The sequence below is a fragment of the Rhodococcus sp. 7Tela_A2 genome, assembly GCF_049311045.1.
Classification (GTDB): domain Bacteria; phylum Actinomycetota; class Actinomycetes; order Mycobacteriales; family Mycobacteriaceae; genus Rhodococcus.
The window spans coordinates 1-16929 of record NZ_JAXION010000094.1 but is presented as its reverse complement, the minus strand read 5'-3'; the positions used below and the strand labels follow the sequence as shown (position 1 = coordinate 16929).

The following is a 16929-nucleotide window of genomic DNA, read 5'->3' as shown; positions in this document are numbered from 1 at the left end:
GCGAGGTCGAGGTCGCCGAAGACGCGGGTGAGCACCGAGACTGCACGTCCGTACTCGTCGCGGAAGATCCGTTCGATCTGTGTAGACGTCACCGACATCGGAGTCAGCCGCACGATCCCCACTGCAAGGGACGCACCTCGATCGGCAGCGTGGTGGCCTCGGCGAGTTTGCGTCCCCAGACGAGTGCAGCGTCGAGATCCTGGGCCTCGATGACGTCGAAGCCTCCGAGGTGTTCCTTCCCTTCGATATAGGGCCCGTCGGTCGTCACGACGCCCTGACCGCCGGCCCGGACGACGGTCGACGTGCTTGCCGCGTGAAGGCCTCCGGAGAAGACCCACGCTCCGGCCTCGCGCAGTTCGCGTTGGAGGACCTCCAGCTTCCGCATGATCGGCTCGAGTTCCTCGGGCGGCGGCGGATCGCCGTCGGGCTGATAGATGCTGAGCAGGTACTGGACCATTGCCGAATCCTTCTCGAGGTGGCCGGCTGTTCCGGCCGTTCATCTACTACACGAACGATAGGCGGCAGATTCGACATCCGGCCGAGAAGACGAACGGTTAAGTGGGCACGAGGACGACTCATTCCGCCTAGCGTGAGGTCATGGAGTGGTCGAAGGCCCTCGGCATCCCGGCTGCGGCCCTGGCCGCGGTGGCGTCGTACGACATGCTGCAGCGGAAGCACTCGCTGTTGCGCAATTTCCCGGTCGTCGGGCACGGACGACATCTCCTCGAGGCCGTCGGACCGGAGTTGCGGCAGTACATCATCACCCGCAACGACGAGGAGCGTCCGTTCACCCGCGACCAGCGCCGATGGGTGTACGCCTCGTCGAAGCAGGAGAACAACACCTTCGGGTTCGGCACCGACAACGATGTGGAATACACCGACGGATACACGATCATCAAGCACCGCACGTTCTCACAGGTCCCCGCGTCCGGCGCGCCACACAGCGGTGAGGCACTCGAGGTGCCCTCGGCGAAGATTCTCGGCGGACCACGAGGCCGGGCGAAAGCGTTCCGGCCTCGTTCGTTCGTCAACATCTCGGGAATGAGCTTCGGGTCCCTGTCCTCGGCCGCGGTCACCGCGCTGAACAAGGGAGCCGCGTCGGCCGGATGTATGCACAACACCGGCGAAGGTGGGCTCTCGCGCTATCACCGCCACGGCGCCGACCTGATCTTCCAGATCGGTACCGCCTATTTCGGGTGCCGCGACGAAGAGGGCCGGTTCGACCTCGACCGCCTCGTCGCACTCACGGAGTCGGCGCCGGTCAAGGCCATCGAGATCAAGCTGAGCCAGGGCGCCAAACCCGGGCTCGGCGGCCTGCTGCCGGCTACCAAAGTCACCCCCGAGATCGCCGAGATCCGCGGCGTCGCGATGGGCCACGACGTGGTCAGTCCGTCCCGGCACACTGCTTTCCACGACGTCGACAGCATGCTCGACTTCGTCGAACGCGTCGCCTCGGAAACCGGCCTTCCGGTGGGAATCAAAGCGGCCGTGGGTGATCCGACGTTCTGGCACTCGCTCGTGGAGTCGATGCGCAGCGGCGAGCGGGGCGTGGACTTCGTGACCATCGACGGCGGCGAGGGCGGCACCGGCGCCGCTCCGCTCGTCTTCACCGACGCAGTGTCGTTGCCGTTCCGGAGCGGCTTCGCGCGGGTCTATCGTCAGTTCGCCGAAGCAGGCCTCGCCGACGACGTCACGTTCATCGGATCGGGCAAGCTCGGCATGCCCGACAATGCCGTGGCCGCATTCGCCCTCGGTTGCGACATGCTCAACGTCGCCCGTGAACCGATGTTCGCACTCGGCTGCATTCAGGCACAGAAGTGCCACACCGACACCTGTCCGACCGGAGTCGCCAGCCACAATCGATGGCTCGAGCGGGGCCTGGATATTCCGTCCAAGGCCGACCGGGTCGACGGCTATCTGCGGGCGCTACGGCGCGACGTCCTCAAAGTGGCCGAGGCGTGCGGGGTGGCACATCCGAGCCTGATCGGTGCCGACGACGTCGAAGTCGCCGACGGCAACCGGCATTCGGTGACCCTCGCCGAACTCTACGGTTACCGGACGGACTGGGGGCTGCCGAGCCCCGCAGGTCGCGAGGCGATCACCCGGATCATGACGGCCGGCGAACCCGAGGCCTCCGGCGGCGCGGGGTCGCCCGGGGCCGCGACGAAACCCCCGGGAACCTAGCGGGCCGAACGGTAAGTCGCCGGTAACCGGTGCTCGGTGCCGCTGCGCGACCCCTCCGCCGGTCTCAGGCGTAGTCCAGCCCCACCGCGCGCGCCATGGCTTCTCGGGGTGCGGGCCGGCCGGTGAACTGCTCCACCTGCCCGAACGCCTGGTTGAGGAGCATGTGCAGTCCACTGATGACCACCGTCCCGCGGGCCTCCGCCGCCGAGGCGAGCGGCGTCGGCCACGGATCGTAGATCGCATCGAGAATGTACGGAGCGCGGGCGAGTGCGTCGGCGTACGGCGCTGCCGCAACAGCGGGCACGGTGCTCACCAAGGCGTCCGCCTCCGCGCACATCTGTCCGAGGCCGGGAGCATCGAACGGCACCCACCGGGCCTCGATGTCGTCCCCGAGACAATCGAACGTGGCCCGGGCGCGACCCTCGTCGCGCGCGACCACCGTCACGCTGCGGACACCGAGGTCGGTCAGTCCGACGAGCGCGGGACGCGAGGTGCCGCCCGAACCCACCACGACCGCGGATCCACCCCTCAGGTCGCGTACCCCGCCGGAGCGCAGCGCTCCCGTGACGCCGTCGACGTCGGTACAGTCCGCGCGCCACCCTCCGGGGACCCGCACGAGGGTGTTCGCCGACCCGATCGTCACGGCGCGCTCGGTGCGCTCGGTCGCGAATTCCAGGGCAGCGAACTTGCCGGGCATCGTCACCGAGACACCGACCCACTCGTCCCCGAGACCCGACACCAGACCGGGCAGTTCCTCGCCGGTGCACTCGATCCGGTCGTAGGTCCAGTCCGTCAGCCCGAGCGCCCGGTAGGCCGCGAGATGCAACAGCGGGGATTTCGAATGTTCGATCGGCTTCCCGAGGACCGCGGCCCTGCGGGCCACCGCGTTCAGATCATCTGCCACTGTTGAGAATTCCGCTTTCCAGAGCCTTCTGCGTGTTGACGAGGTGTTCTTCGTAGTTGTTCGCGAACAGGGTCGTGCCCTTCTCGTCGATCGTCACGAAGTAGGTCCACTCACCGGGTTCGGGGTTCTCTACCGCTTGGAGGGCGCCGATGCTCGGCGACGAGATCGGTGTCGCCGGCAAGCCCACGCTCGCGTAGGTGTTCCACGGGGTCACGAGTGCCCGGTCCGCGTCGGTGGTGGCGAGTTCCGTTTCGTCGAGTGCGTAGTTCACCGTGGAGTCGAACTGCAGCATCTGCCCGATTTCGAGGCGGTTGAGAATGACGCGGGCGACCTTGGAGAAATCGGCAGGCAGCGCTTCCCGCTCGACGAGCGACGCAGCGACCAGCAGTTCGTAGGGGGTCAGCCCGACCTTCGCGGCAGCTGCGGTGATACCGGTCTCGTCGTATTTGGCGGCGCTCGCGGAGACGAGGCTGCGCAGCACCTCGACCGGTTCGGCGCTCGGGTCGATATCCCAGCTTCCGGCTGCGATCAGCCCTTCGAGCTGGCGTGCCCGGTCGGGGACGTTCGCGACCGCTTCGCGGGCCCACTCCGGGACTCCCAGAGCTTCGAGGTCGGGGCTCGCGCCCGCTGCTTCGAGTTCCTCGTAGGTCAGGCAGGTCGGCGTGCCACCGTCGTCGTAACAGCTTGCTTCGGAGATGAGCGTGTAGATGCCCTTGCGCACCGCGCCGGTATTGACGTCGCGGATGTCGTGAAGCTGCCGGCCCTCGGAGACGACGAATGCGCCCACGCGGCTGGTGCCGCTCACCAGCGCCGTAACAGCGTCGACCGCCGGGACGTTGGTCGGCACCCGGTAGTAGCCCGGGTGCAGGGCGTTCATGCCGGAGTTCTGCACGGCGGCTTCGTAGAACGCCGCGGAACTGGCGACGACGCCCTTGTCCACGAACTCGGTACCGATCTCCTGTGCCGTGTCTCCCGGCTGCACCTGCACGACGACCTCGGGCCCGGCAGGCCCGGTGAAGTCGGGTGCGGGATCGGGCCCGGCAAGCTTGGTGTAGGCGAAGTAACCACCGCCCACGAGGACGACGAGCACCAGCGCCGCGGCAAGCGACCCGAGGATGCGTCCGCGCTTCTTGCGGGCGACGGCGCCTCCGGTTCGTTTGCCCCGGGGCGACGGCGCGCCGACAGCCGCGGGTACTGCGCGTGTCTCGGCGTAGTCCTCGTCGTCGTACGCGGACGAGTCGTAGTCGTCCTCGTCGTAGTCGTCGTACTCGTCGCGCGGGGCGGCGGCGGAGTCGCGGCCCGGGGCGGCTGCGGGGTAGGGATTGTTCCCGTCCCGAGGCGCGGGGTGGCGGCTGTAGCCGTCGCCGTCGTATCCGTCTCCGGTGTCGTCGTAGGCATCGCCGGTGTTGTCGTAGCGGTACCCCTCGCGCTGTGCGTAGGAATACCCGTCGGCGTATTCGTCGTCGGCGTAGCCGGGTCGTTGTCCGCTCTGCTCGGGCGCATAGCCGGAGCCGGGTGCATGACCGGGAGGCGGACCGTCGAACGCGCCCTCCTCGAAATGCAGCACGTTCGTCTCGTCGTCGTCCGGCGAACGCGTCGGGTGCGGTTGCTGCGGTGGAGTGTCGTAGCGGTAGTCGCCTTCGCCACGCCGATCCGCCGGTCCCCTGTAGCTACCGGCGTACGGGTCGGAGAACAACCCCTGCCTTGTGGGTTCGGAACGGTCGTCGGACTGCCCGTGCCGGTTCACCGGCTTCCCCCGAGGTCTCCGTCGGCTTCGTTCACTGCTGCGCTCCGCTCGTCCAACCAACCCTGCAAAATGGCCACGGCCGCGGCCTGGTCGATCACCGGCCGCGCGCCCCTTGCGCTCACCCCGCTCTCGCGGAGGGCACGCGCCGCAGTGACCGTGGTGAAACGTTCATCGGCCATGCGCACGGGAACGTCGGGCAATTGCCTGCGAATGCGGCGAGCGAAGTCGCTCGCCAGTTTCGCGGCCTTGCCGGGCTCACCGCGCAGCGTCTGCGGCAGCCCGACGATAACCTCCACGGCCTCGTATTCCATAACGATTTGGACAATGCGCCGGATATCCGGCGCGTCGGGACCGCGGTCTTTCGAGCGCGGCACGGTCTCGACGGGCGTGGCGAGGATGCAATCGGGGTCGCTCGAAGCGACCCCGATCCGCACGCTCCCGACATCGATCCCGATTCGTCGGCCTCGGCCGGGGTCGTCGGCCCCGGGTCGATCCGGGCCCGGCAGGTCAGCCACGCTCAGCCGGCCAGCTCGCTGAGCCGGGCGCGGAAGGCATCGAGTGCGGCACGGATGCCGGACGGATCCGAGCCCGCCCCCTGTGCCATATCGGGCTTGCCGCCGCCGCGTCCGCCGATCGCGGGTCCGAAGCTCGCGACGAGATCGCCGGCCTTGATGCCCATCGCCTGCGCGGGCTTGCTGGTGGCGACGACGAACGGAACCTTTCCGTCGGCACTGCCCAGGAGCAGCACGACAGCGGGCTCGGAGCCCAGCCGGCCGCGGATATCGGATGCCAGGGTGCGCAGGTCGTTGCCGGTGACGCCTTCGGGTGCCGCCTCGGCCACCACGAGCAGGTCGCCGATTCGCTGCGCCTTGCCGGCGTAAGTGCCCGCTGCCGCCGCGACGTTGGCCGCCTTCGTCTTCTCCAGTTCCTTCTCTGCCGCCTTGAGCCGCTCGATCAGCGACTCGACGCGTCCGGGCACCTCCTCGGAGGGAACCTTCAGCGTCGACGACAGGCCTGCGAGCAATGCCCGTTCCTTCGCGAGGTGGCGGTAGGAATCGAGTCCGACGTAGGCCTCGACCCGGCGCACACCCGACCCCACCGACTGCTCACCGAGGAGTGTGACGGTCCCGACGTGCGACGAATGCTGGACGTGGGTGCCGCCACACAGCTCCATCGAGAAGGGGCCACCGATCTCGACGACACGCACCTCGTCGCCGTAGTTCTCGCCGAAGAGCGCCATCGCGCCCATCTTCTTGGCCTTGTCGAGGTCGGTGACGAACGTGTTCACCGGGTAGTTCGCTGCGACCGCCTCGTTGGTGACGACCTCGATGTCCTGCTTCTGCTGCTCCGACAACGCACCGGGCCAGGAGAAGTCGAACCGCAGGTAGCCGGGCTTGTTGAGCGAACCGGCCTGCACGGCGTTGGGTCCGAGGACCTCCCGCAGCGCGGCATGCACGAGGTGGGTGCCGGAATGGCCCTGTGTCGCGCCCTTGCGCCATTCGGGGTCGACCTGCACGAGCACCGCGTCGCCCTCGGTCACCTGTCCTTCGACCACGGTGACCTTGTGCGTCCACAACTGCTTGGCGATCTTCTGGACGTCGTCGACCTTGATCTTCAGACCCGGCCCGGTAATCGTTCCCACGTCGGCGATCTGGCCGCCCGACTCCGCATAGAGAGGGCTGCGGTCGAGGATGAGTTCGACCTTCTGCCCGGCGGATGCGGTGTGCAGGCGTTCGCCCCCGGTGATCACGGCGAGCACGTGCGCCTCGGTCACGAGTTCACCGAAGCCGGTGAACTCGGTGGGGCCACGGTCGAGGAGTTCCTTGTAGACCGTCAGGTCGGCGTGCGCGTGCTTGCGGGCCCGCGCGTCGTCCTTCGCGCGCTGGCGCTGTTCCGCCATCAGCGACCGGAAGCCGTCCTCGTCCACGGTCAATCCGGCCTCGGACGCCATCTCGAGCGTGAGGTCGATGGGGAAGCCGTAGGTGTCGTGGAGGGTGAATGCGGCGGTTCCGCCGAGCACGGTCTCGCCCTGTGCTTTCGCGGCGTCGACCGCCCCTTCGAAGAGCTTGCTGCCGGTGCCGAGCGTCTTGAGGAACGCGGTCTCCTCACCGACCGCGACCGTCTCGATGCGCGAGAAGTTGGTCGCGAGTTCGGGGTAGGACGGCGCCATCGTGTCGCGGACGACGGTCATGAACTCGGCCATCGTGGGACGGTCGGCGCCGAGCAGACGCGCCGAGCGCACGATCCGGCGAAGCAGACGACGCAGAACGTATCCACGGCCGTCGTTGCCGGGGTTGACGCCGTCGACGATGAGCATCGCGGCCGTGCGGGCGTGGTCGGCGATCACCCGGAAGTGGACGTCGTCCTCGTGCTTGGCGCCGTACACCGCGCCTGTCAGTTCGGCGGCTTTGTCGATCACGGGACGGAGCAGATCGGTCTCGTACACGTTCTCGACGCCCTGGAGCAGGAACGCCACCCGCTCGACGCCCATACCGGTGTCGATGTTCTTCTTCGGCAGCGGTCCGAGGATCGGGTAGTCGTCCTTGGAGCGGCCTTCGCCGCGCTCGTTCTGCATGAAGACGAGATTCCAGATCTCGATGTAGCGGTCTTCGTCGGCCTCCGGGCCGCCCTCGACGCCGTACTCGGGGCCGCGGTCGTAGAAGATCTCCGAGCACGGGCCGCACGGGCCGGGGATTCCCATGGACCAGTAGTTGTCCTTCATGCCGCGCCGTTGGATACGGGCCTCCGGCACGTTCATCTTGTCGCGCCAGATCGCGAACGCTTCGTCGTCGTCGAGATACACGGTGACCCAGAGCTTTTCCGGATCGATGCCGTAACCGCCGTCGTCGACGGAGCCGGTGAGCAGCGACCACGCGAAGGCGATGGCCTCTTCCTTGAAGTAATCCCCGAACGAGAAGTTGCCGGCCATCTGGAAGAACGTGTTGTGCCGGGTCGTCTTGCCGACCTCTTCGATGTCGAGCGTGCGCACGCACTTCTGCACCGATGTCGCACGGGTGTACGGCGGGGTCTGCTGCCCGAGGAAGAACGGCACGAAGGGAACCATGCCGGCATTGACGAACAGGAGATTCGGATCGGCGAGGATCAGCGACGCGCTGGGTACCTCGGTGTGGCCGGCCTTCACGAAGTGATCGAGAAAGCGCCTACGGATCTCGTGGGTCTGCACGTCATGGTCCTTTGTCGTGTGACGGTTCCGGGAACTGCCCGGTGTGGCCTGCCGGCCGCGCGAAACGGCCATCGTTCAGCTTAACGTCCCGGCGCAACCGGCTTCCGGTCGGTACGACGGGCGTCACGCCCGCCTACCGCTCGCCTCGCACGATGCGGCGGAGCTTCGGCACCCGCGACGCCAGTTCACGTTCGGCTCCGTGGTTGGTCGGCCGGAAGTAGTCGACCCCGACCAGTTCGTCGGGCGCGTACTGCTGGGCGAGCACGCCGTCCGGATGGTCGTGCGGGTAGCGGTACCCGACGGCGTTGCCGAGCTTCTGCGCGCCCTGATAATGCCCGTCACGCAGGTGCGCGGGCACCATCCCGGCCTTGCCCGCTTTGACATCGGCGATCGCCGCTCCCAGCGCAGCGGTGACAGCACCCGACTTGGGGGCTGTCGCGATGTGGATGGTGGCCTGGGCGAGAGCGAGCTGAGCCTCGGGCATCCCGACCTGCTGCACGACGTGTGATGCGGCGACGGCGGTCTGCAACGCGGTGGGGTCGGCCATTCCCACTTCCTCGCTGGCCTGGATCATCAGGCGCCGGGCGATGAAGCGGGGGTCCTCCCCCGCGACGATCATCCGCGCCAGGTAGTGCAGGGCGGCATCGACGTCGGAGCCGCGCAGCGACTTGATGAACGCGCTCGCGACGTCGTAGTGCTGGTCGCCGTCGCGGTCGTAGCGCACCGCGGCCCTGTCGATGCTCGACTCGACCGTGGACAGATCGATGACGGCGTCGCCGTCGCCGGCCCGGTCCGACGCCGTCTCGGCGGACGCCTCGAGCGCGGTGAGCGCGCGTCGCGCGTCGCCGCCTGCGAGACGTACGAGGTGATCGAGCGCGTCGTCGGTGATGTCCACCACGCCACCGAGTCCGCGTTCGTCGACGCGGGCGCGTTCGAGCAATTGCCGGATGTCCTCGGTGCCGAGCGGTTGCAGTTGGAGCACCAGCGAGCGCGACAGCAGCGGAGCGACGACGGAGAAGGAGGGGTTTTCGGTCGTCGCCGCGACGAGCAGCACGATCCGGTTCTCCACGGCGGCGAGCAGCGCATCCTGCTGGGTCTTCGAGAACCGGTGGACCTCGTCGATGAACAGCACCGTCTGCTCGCCGTGGGCGAGGCGGCGGCGCGCCACATCGATGACCGCACGCACGTCCTTCACACCGGCGGACAGAGCCGAGAGCGCTTCGAACCGCCGGCCTGTCGCACCGGAGATCAATGACGCGAGCGTCGTCTTCCCGGTCCCGGGCGGGCCGTACAGCACGACGGACGCCGCGCCCGAACCTTCCACGAGGCGTCGGAGCGGAGCGCCGGGTTCGAGCAGGTGCTGCTGGCCGACCACCTCGTCGAGACTCGCGGGACGCATGCGGGCGGCGAGCGGAGCGGAGGGCCCGGTCGGCGCTGCGGGTGCGCGGCGTATCTCCGGTTCGGGTTCGGGTTCCTCTGCGCGGGGCGCCTCGAAGAGGGCGTCCGGTTCTGCCGAAGGATCCTCCGCACCGAATACGTCACTCACCACTCCGACGCTACAAGCTCCCACCGACCGTCGCGGTCGCAGTACCCGGTGAACAAGCGGCGACATTTCGGTGCATATCTGCCGTTTGCCCTGAATCGGGACCCTCGGCATGGTCAGATCGACGCCGTGCCCCTACTTCGTGTGACGCGTCGAACACTCCTGCGAGCCGGCGCGGTGGTCGCCGGCACGTCTGCCCTGGCCGCGGCGACCGCTCCCGGCGCGTCGGCGGCTTCGCCTGTCTTCGCACACGGCGTGGCCTCCGGTGACCCGCTTCCCGACGCGATCGTCCTCTGGACCCGCATCACTCCCACACCCGATGCGGTCCCCGGCTCGGGCGTGGGCCCCGCGACCACGGTGCAGTGGGAGATCGCCCGGGACGCCGACTTCTCCGACACGGTGGCCTCGGGATCGGTGTCGACGACAGCCGACGCGGACCACACCGTGAAGGTCGATGCGACAGGCCTGGCCGCCGACACGGAGTACTACTATCGCTTCCTCGCCGGCGGGGCCGTCTCCCCCACCGGGCGCACACACACCGCACCGGCCGCCGACGCGCACGTCGAGCGTCTCCGGTTGGGCGTCGTATCCTGCGCGGACTGGGAGGGCGGCTACTTCGCGTCGTACCGGCATCTCGCCGCACACGGCGACCTGGACGCGATGGTGCATCTGGGCGACTATCTGTACGAGTACGCGGCCGGCGAGTTCCCCGTTTCGACGGGATCCGAAGTACGGGCGCATCGTCCGTCGCACGAGATCGTCACCACCGCCGATTACCGGATGCGGCACGGCCAGTACAAGACCGACCCCGATCTGCAGCGGCTACACGCCCTCGTGCCGTGGATCGTGGTGTGGGACGACCACGAGTCCGCGAACGACGCGTGGTCGGGCGGTGCCGAGAACCACGACCCGGCGACCGAGGGCGACTGGGCCGCGCGCAAGGCCGCGTCGGTCCGGGCCTACTACGAATGGATGCCGGTCCGGAGGGAAGGCGATCGTCTGTACCGGCGGCTCCGGTTCGGTGACCTCGCCGAACTGTCGATGCTCGATCTGCGCACGTACCGTTCCGAGCAGGCTCGGCCGGTAGACGGGAAGACTGTCGACGAGCCCGGCCGCACCATCACGGGCAAGGACCAGATGGCCTGGCTCACCGCGGGCCTGACGAGTTCTCCGACTCGATGGCAGCTCGTCGGCAACTCCGTGATGTTCGCACCGCTCCTGCTCCCTCCCCTCGACGTGCGCACGACCGGTGCGCTCACCGCACTGCTCGGTGCGCCGTCGAACGGAGTGCCGTTCAGCACCGACCAGTGGGACGGGTACCCGGCCGACCGTCGGCGTCTGCTCGACGCGATCAGCGGCGCGGGACGACGCAATGTCGTGTTCCTCACGGGCGATATCCACACGTCGTGGGCGATGGACATTCCCGCCGATCCGGCCGACTATCCGGGTGCGGGCACCGTCGCCACCGAGTTCGTGGTGCCGTCGGTGACGTCGGCCAACATCGACGAGTTGCTGGGGGTCCCGCCGCGCACGGCATCACCGGCGCTGGAGGAGGTCGTGCGGTCGACCAACCGGCACGTTCGGTTCGTCGAACTGGACTCGCACGGCTTCGGGGTGCTCGAGGTGACCCCGGATGCGGTGCAGATGGAATGGTTCTTCCTCGGCGACCGTACCGACCCGTCGACCGGCGCACGACGAGCAGCGGGCTTCCGTGTGCTGAACGGCACCGCACGCGTCGAACCCGTACCGCCGGTGTGACCCGGACAGGTGGGCGTCAGGCGGCTTCGCGTGCCTCGAGCTGTTCGAGCACCTCGCGCGCATGTCCGGCGACGTCGTCGTGGCCGGTGTCGGCCGCGAAATCGGCGAGCAGCATCCAGCGGGAACGCAGCGCTTCGATTCGCGGCACCGACAGTTCGTGCTCGCGTACCGAGGCGATCCGGGCGTGGTCCTCGGGCAGGAAGAGATGGGTGCTGAGCCAGACGCACGCCAGCAGCGCGTCCAGAAGGCGTTCGGCCAGCACTTCGTCGTAGGCCAGGTGCGGCCACATGCCGACGACCTCGGCGCGCCACGCGTCGGCCATCGCCCGCATCCGCTCCACGGTCATGGGAACGGCACACACGCACAGGGGGAATGACGTCAGGGCGAATGCGATATCGAGGGTCGCGTCCCGGAAGCCTCCCCACTCGTAGTCGAGGAACTGCACGCCGTCGTCGCCGACGACGATGTTGTCCGGGCACAGGTCCGACGGGCTGAAGGCCCGGTGACGACCGCCGGTGAACAGCTTTGCGGCGCGTTCGGCCCGTTCCCGGACCGAATCGGGCACGGTGAGACCGAAATCGGTACCCAGCAGTTCGGGCACACCGCGCACTGCGTCGATCGCCTGTTCGGACACCGTGTCGGCGACATGCGAGACGTCGGCGCGGCGCAGCAACGCCGCGAAGTCCTCTTCTCGTCCCACGGTCGCGGCGTGCATCCGGCCGAGAGCCTGCGCAAGCGCCATGAGCGTGTTGCCGACGGTCTCGCTGTCACCACTGCGCATCAGGGTCGCGAGAGGGGTCGCGTCGCCGAGATCGCTCAGGACGAGCAACCGGGTCGCGAAGTCGTACGCGAGCAGTTCCGCACCGGGACGGTGGTCCTTGGCGAGGGCGGTCGCGAACTGGTAGGAGACCGCTTCGCGCAGGAACGCGATCTGCTCGTCTGTCGCGGAACCGTGGAGGTCGACGTGGCCGGCACCGCGCGACGGCGGCACCTGCTTGAGCACGAGTGTGCGTGGCAACGAGAAGGGGTTCGCGGCGACCCGCACCCGGAGAACGACCGACCTGCCACTGCCCCCGAGGTCGACGGGATCCGCCAGTTTGACCGGCGCCCCGGTACGACGAGTGAGCAGCTGCTCGGCTGCCTGCACTACCTCTGACACGGGGTCCGCCAATGTTGCAGTCATCACGAACCAATCTACAGGTTCCCGGTCACTAAATGGGCTCGCAGAAGACCTCGGTCACTCAGGACCTTCGATGGTCACGCGCGAGAGGGCACATCCGCTTTGTCCGGACCTGCACCGTCCGGGCAGCACATCGGGTATCTCACGAGATCGACGACCGGGTGCCCGCGGAGGTGTTGCCGATGTCCACGGGGTTTCGATCGCCCTGATCGGAACGTCCTCCCGCAGCGGAGAATTCTTCGTCGATCGGCGCGACATCGACCGATACCTCGATCGTGCTGTCCTGCGCTTCCGTATAGATCACGCCCCGCAACGGCGACACATCCGCGTAGTCACGTCCCCACGCCACGGTCGTGTACCGCTCGTCGCCGAGTTGATCGTTCGTGGGGTCGAAGTCCAGCCACGTGCCGTCCGGCAGCCACACCGACGCCCACGCATGCGTCGCGTCCACCCCGACCATGCGTTCCTTCCCGGGCGGCGGGTCGGTCGCGAGATACCCGGAGACGTAGCGTGCTGCGAGCCCCTGGGAGCGCAGGCAGGCGATCGCCAGGCGCGCGAAGTCCTGACACACGCCCGATCCGGCCGCCAGCACTTCCGCAACGCGGGTGGACACGGATGTCGACCCCGACCGGTAGGTGAAGTCCGTGAAGATCCGGTGTGTCAGGTCGACGATCGCCTCGGCGATCGGCCGCCCGGCCGTGAACGTCTTCTCCGCGTAGGCACGCACGTCGTCGTCGATCTCCGGCGGATGCACGTCGAGTACGAAGTCGACGGCCAGCGCACCGGCGGGGCCGGCCGGGCGGGCCGTCTCCCACGGCGCCAGACACGCCGGCGTCCGCAACCGCCCCGGGTGCGGAGGTGAGACCGCGACCTCGGAGCGTCCGACCACTTCGAGCACCTCGTGCGTGTCGGTGACGTGGAAGAACAGGTCGCGGTTGCCCCACAGGTCCGCGCCGGTGGACATGTCCGCAGGCGCGGGACTCACGGTGACCTCACTGGAGAGCACCTGCTGCCGGTCGGTTTCGCGGGGAAGCAGGTATCCGCGTCCGTAGGAGGAGGTCACCGCGCCCGAGTAGCGGTAGGTGGTGCGGTGCGTGATGCGGTACCGCCGCACACCGGGCTCGCTGGATCCGTCGGCGACTGTCATGGCAGGTCCCTCCGCTCTGTGCCGCCCCACAGGGGCCGGGTTCCGCCGGGCAACGACAGCGGTCCCTTCATCAAGACGACGGCGAGTTCCGTCAGCCCGGCGTGGGTGGAGTCGAGCAGGCGCGCGAACTCCGCCCGGACACCGTCGGTGACGGTCTCGAGGTCGGACGGGTCGCAGCGGCGCAATGTCGCGAGGAGTTCGTCGACGAGCCGTTCCGGCAGGGACGAGCCCGACGAGTGCGGCAATGCCACCAGGTTCTCGCGCAGCCGGTCGAGGAGGTACGCGAGCGAGCGCGGATTACCCGGATCGAACAGGAGCAGCTGGGCGACGGCGGCGACCCGCACCGTGGTGTTGCGTCGCCGGAACGTCACCGAACTCTCCGCCGCGGCGAGCACCGACTCCATGAGCGCGCGTTCGGTGGGCCGGGTGTGCTCGCGGGTCAGGGTCGAGGACAGCAGCGACACCAGCGCCAGGCCCCGCTCGAGGCGTTTACCGATGTCCATCACGTACCAGCCCAGATCGCGCACCATCGATTCCGCGCCGAGGCCGGACAGGGCGAGCATGCCGTTGAGCACCGCCGACTGGGTCGCGCCGAGCTGCGCGCCGTCGTCTTCCGGATCGACCGCGAGGTCGTCGAGGGCGCGCTGCACGTCGGCCAGGACCGTCCAGGTGTCGTGCGAGAGCTGGTCGCGCACGGCGCGGGCAGCGCGCTCGAGCCCACCGAACGACTGCGCCAGCGAGCCCGGCCGCGCACGATCCACGGTGAGGGCGCGGAACTCCGCCACGACGTTGCGATGGTCGTCCACCATCGCGACACCCTCGCTGAGCTGTGAGGTCGCGACAAGTGTGCCGAGCAGAACAGGCAAGCAGTCGCTGCCCTCGAGCCACGGCCGGTTCCGGTAGTCCTGGTAACGCTCCCTCATCGAAATGAGCAGTCGCGCCGTATCTTCCGCGCGCTCGCCGTAGCGGCCGATCCAGAACATGTCGTTGAGCACGCGCGGCGAGGCCACCACCTCGGTGGAAGGCGCCGCGAAGCGCGGCAGCGATTCCGGAGCGGTAGAGCCCGCCGCGTCGGTGGTGGCGCCACCCGCGACCGTCCGTACCCAGACATCCTTCGCCGCCACGCGCGGTTCGGTTTCCGGCGCGGCGCCCGGTACCAGCACCTCACACAGTCCGCCGGGCATCGGCGTGTATCCGACGCGCTGCGCAACGGTGAACAACCGAAGACTCACGGGAGACGCCGTCACGGCCGTTCCGTCGAGGCTGGGCGCGTGGGAGTACTCGACACGTTCCTGCGCCACCCAGTTGCCCGGTTGCGCCTTCACGCGGGCGAGCAATTCTTCCCGCTCCGCGGCGGTCAAGGTTTCGCCGACAACGGTTTCCGCGGTGACGGTGGAGCGCAAGACCAGATCGGGAAGGCGCGAGGTGAGTTCCGAGAGTCCGGAGGCGGTTCCGCCCCAATGGGTCTCCTCCGATTCGAGCAGGAGGTCCTCGTCGAGCAGCGCCCGGGCGAGTGGTCGAAGGTATCCCGCGAGCGCGGGGTTTTCGAGGACTCCGCTGCCCAGCGGGTTGACCAGTGACACTCCACCGCGACGAACGACTTCCACGAGTCCGACCACGCCCAGCCTCGAATCACGCCGGAGGTCGAGCGGGTCGGCGTAGTCGGCGTCGATGCGCCTCATCACCACGTCGACGCGGGTCAGCGACCCCAGCGAACGCATCCACAGCCTCCCCTCCCGCACGGTCAGGTCGGCCGACTCGACGAGCGGCACGCCCAGCACGCTCGCGAGATGCGCTTGGTCGAAGGCTGTTTCGGATTGCGCACCCGGACTGAGCACCACCACGAACGGGTCCTCGACTCCGCTGGGCGCGACATCGCGCAGCGCGAGCCTGAGCGCGTGACCGAACGGTGCGAGGGGCCGCGGGCCGGCGGTGGTGTAGATCTCCGGCATCGCATGGGCGACGACCCGACGATCCGCCATCGCGTAGCCGAGACCGGACGGCGCCTGGGTGTGGTCGCGGATCGCACGGAAGCTACCGTCGCGATGCCGCGCCACATCCACCGCGTGGATGAAGAGTTGATGCGGCCCCGGAAGAGTGACTCCGTGAGCCGCTCGCAGGTATCCGGGATGGCCGAAGACCAACTCCGGAGGCAGCAAGCCCGTGGTGAGTGTGCGCTGCGGGCCGTACAGGTCTGCCAGCAGTGCGTCGAGCACGCGCGATCTCTGCACGAGCCCTCGTTCGAGGACCGCCCAGTCGTCTGCGGCGAGAACCAGGGGTAGGGCGTCTACTTCCCAGCGCACCGGGCCGGTCGGTTCTCCGTCCGGGCCCACCGAGTCGACCGGGTTGTAGGTGATGCCGTGATTGTCGACCAGGGTGCGTACACGTCGCCGGTAGCGCTCGAGCACCGCGGGCGAGCGGCCCTCGAGCACCCCGGCGAGTTCGCTCCAGTGCTCCCGGATCTCACCGGAAGCGGTGTGTAGCTCGTCGTACTGCGGACTGAACGGGGTGTCGTACTCCCCGACCGGATCCGCCTCGGCCACGTCGTGCATGAAGCGCCGCCCTCTCGATCTTTCCGTCGGCGCACCGTCGTTCACGACTCGCTCGACCGTCGCACCGGCGCCGGGTGAACTCTGCCAGGTGGAGTTGCTCAACGTGTATTCGCGGCGGACCCGGCGGCGTGCGGGGTGCCGCACGTCACTGCTCCGGGACCGAAGGTGACTATGCCGGCGACTTGTGGGTGACCTTGCTGAAGCTCTTCGCGGTTGCGCGGTCCACGCCGGCTTTCACCATGCCGAAGATCAAGCCCTGCAACGCGGCTGCGATGAGCACGTCGCGGGTGCTCTGTGACAGGTCTTGTGGTTCCGGCTTCGGGCGATTCTGCCCCACTCGCTTCCACACCTGCTGGAAGACCGCTCCCGCGAGCACACCTCCCCCGACACTCGCCGCCAGGGCAAGGGGCTTGTACATCATCACGCTTGCGTCGGGCATGTGCAGGTTCCTCCTCCGGTGCGGTGCCGACGGTGGCACCGCGATCTCCCGACCGAGGTACCCGCCTGCTCCGGGGCGCAAACGGCGAGCACGACGACGCCGAGAGCGCTCGCATTGTGAGCGGCGGGTTCGTGGAGGGGTTTCGAGTCGGCGTTGGATTCGGTATTTCTAGGACTTCCGTCCGATTCGAACTCCGCCGGTCAGAGGAAAACTGCCCCCCCAGAGAAAGCGGAGGGGGGGGGGCGGGGGCCGCGGCGCGGGCCCCGCCCCCCCCCCCCCCCCCCCCCCCCC

At 68.5% G+C, this 16929-nt stretch carries 12 protein-coding genes; 2 read left to right on the top strand and 10 right to left on the bottom strand.

What is annotated here, in order from left to right; all coding sequences use genetic code 11:
- Window positions 1-103: 103 nt before the first annotated feature.
- Window positions 104-457, bottom strand: coding sequence for a YciI family protein (locus TVH25_RS16335; RefSeq protein ID WP_169621792.1), 354 nt, complete (start codon window positions 455-457; stop codon window positions 104-106).
- Window positions 458-597: 140 nt separating this feature from the next.
- Between TVH25_RS16335 and TVH25_RS16330 the strand changes: the two genes are divergently transcribed.
- Entirely contained in the window at window positions 598-2184 is a 1587-nt protein-coding gene (locus tag TVH25_RS16330; RefSeq protein ID WP_169621791.1) for an FMN-binding glutamate synthase family protein, read from the top strand.
- A gap of 64 nt (window positions 2185-2248) precedes the next feature.
- Here the strand turns inward: TVH25_RS16330 and TVH25_RS16325 are convergent, their stop codons facing one another.
- From TVH25_RS16325 to TVH25_RS16305, 5 genes are all read right to left on the bottom strand, one after another.
- Window positions 2249-3088 (bottom strand): shikimate dehydrogenase, encoded by an 840-nt coding sequence (locus TVH25_RS16325; RefSeq protein ID WP_169621790.1) that lies wholly within the window; start codon window positions 3086-3088, stop codon window positions 2249-2251.
- On the bottom strand, window positions 3078-4835 hold the full coding sequence (gene mltG / locus TVH25_RS16320) for an endolytic transglycosylase MltG (RefSeq protein WP_169652164.1): 1758 nt from the start codon (window positions 4833-4835) through the stop codon (window positions 3078-3080). The genes TVH25_RS16325 and mltG overlap by 11 nt, the downstream gene beginning before the upstream one ends.
- A complete protein-coding gene (gene ruvX / locus TVH25_RS16315) occupies window positions 4832-5350 on the bottom strand; it encodes a Holliday junction resolvase RuvX (RefSeq protein ID WP_169621788.1) in 519 nt (172 codons plus the stop codon). Before ruvX ends, mltG begins: the two co-directional genes overlap by 4 nt.
- Window positions 5351-5352: 2 nt before the next feature.
- Window positions 5353-8019, bottom strand: a complete 2667-nt coding sequence (gene alaS, locus TVH25_RS16310) for an alanine--tRNA ligase (RefSeq protein ID WP_169621787.1) — start codon at window positions 8017-8019, stop codon at window positions 5353-5355.
- 133 nt (window positions 8020-8152) lie between these two features.
- A complete protein-coding gene (locus tag TVH25_RS16305) occupies window positions 8153-9565 on the bottom strand; it encodes a replication-associated recombination protein A (RefSeq protein WP_169621786.1) in 1413 nt (470 codons plus the stop codon).
- 141 nt (window positions 9566-9706) lie between these two features.
- Between TVH25_RS16305 and TVH25_RS16300 the strand changes: the two genes are divergently transcribed.
- Window positions 9707-11320: an alkaline phosphatase D family protein gene (locus TVH25_RS16300; protein WP_296550798.1), complete on the top strand. Its 1614-nt coding sequence runs from the start codon at window positions 9707-9709 to the stop codon at window positions 11318-11320.
- A gap of 16 nt (window positions 11321-11336) precedes the next feature.
- On the opposite strand, the gene TVH25_RS16295 is transcribed toward TVH25_RS16300, so the two are convergent.
- The 4 genes from TVH25_RS16295 to TVH25_RS16280 all read right to left on the bottom strand — a co-directional run bounded on the left by TVH25_RS16295 (window position 11337) and on the right by TVH25_RS16280 (window position 16638).
- The gene (locus tag TVH25_RS16295) at window positions 11337-12503 is read right to left on the bottom strand and encodes a kinase (protein ID WP_169621784.1); all 1167 of its coding nucleotides are present in this window, start codon (window positions 12501-12503) and stop codon (window positions 11337-11339) included.
- A gap of 139 nt (window positions 12504-12642) precedes the next feature.
- Window positions 12643-13647 carry a transglutaminase family protein gene (locus TVH25_RS16290; protein WP_169621783.1) on the bottom strand — a complete coding sequence of 335 codons (1005 nt, stop codon included), beginning with the start codon at window positions 13645-13647 and terminating at the stop codon, window positions 12643-12645.
- A complete protein-coding gene (locus TVH25_RS16285) occupies window positions 13644-16199 on the bottom strand; it encodes a circularly permuted type 2 ATP-grasp protein (protein ID WP_422424831.1) in 2556 nt (851 codons plus the stop codon). Before TVH25_RS16285 ends, TVH25_RS16290 begins: the two co-directional genes overlap by 4 nt.
- 169 nt (window positions 16200-16368) lie before the next feature.
- The gene (locus TVH25_RS16280) at window positions 16369-16638 is read right to left on the bottom strand and encodes a DUF4235 domain-containing protein (RefSeq protein ID WP_169621781.1); all 270 of its coding nucleotides are present in this window, start codon (window positions 16636-16638) and stop codon (window positions 16369-16371) included.
- Window positions 16639-16929 lie beyond the last annotated feature (291 nt).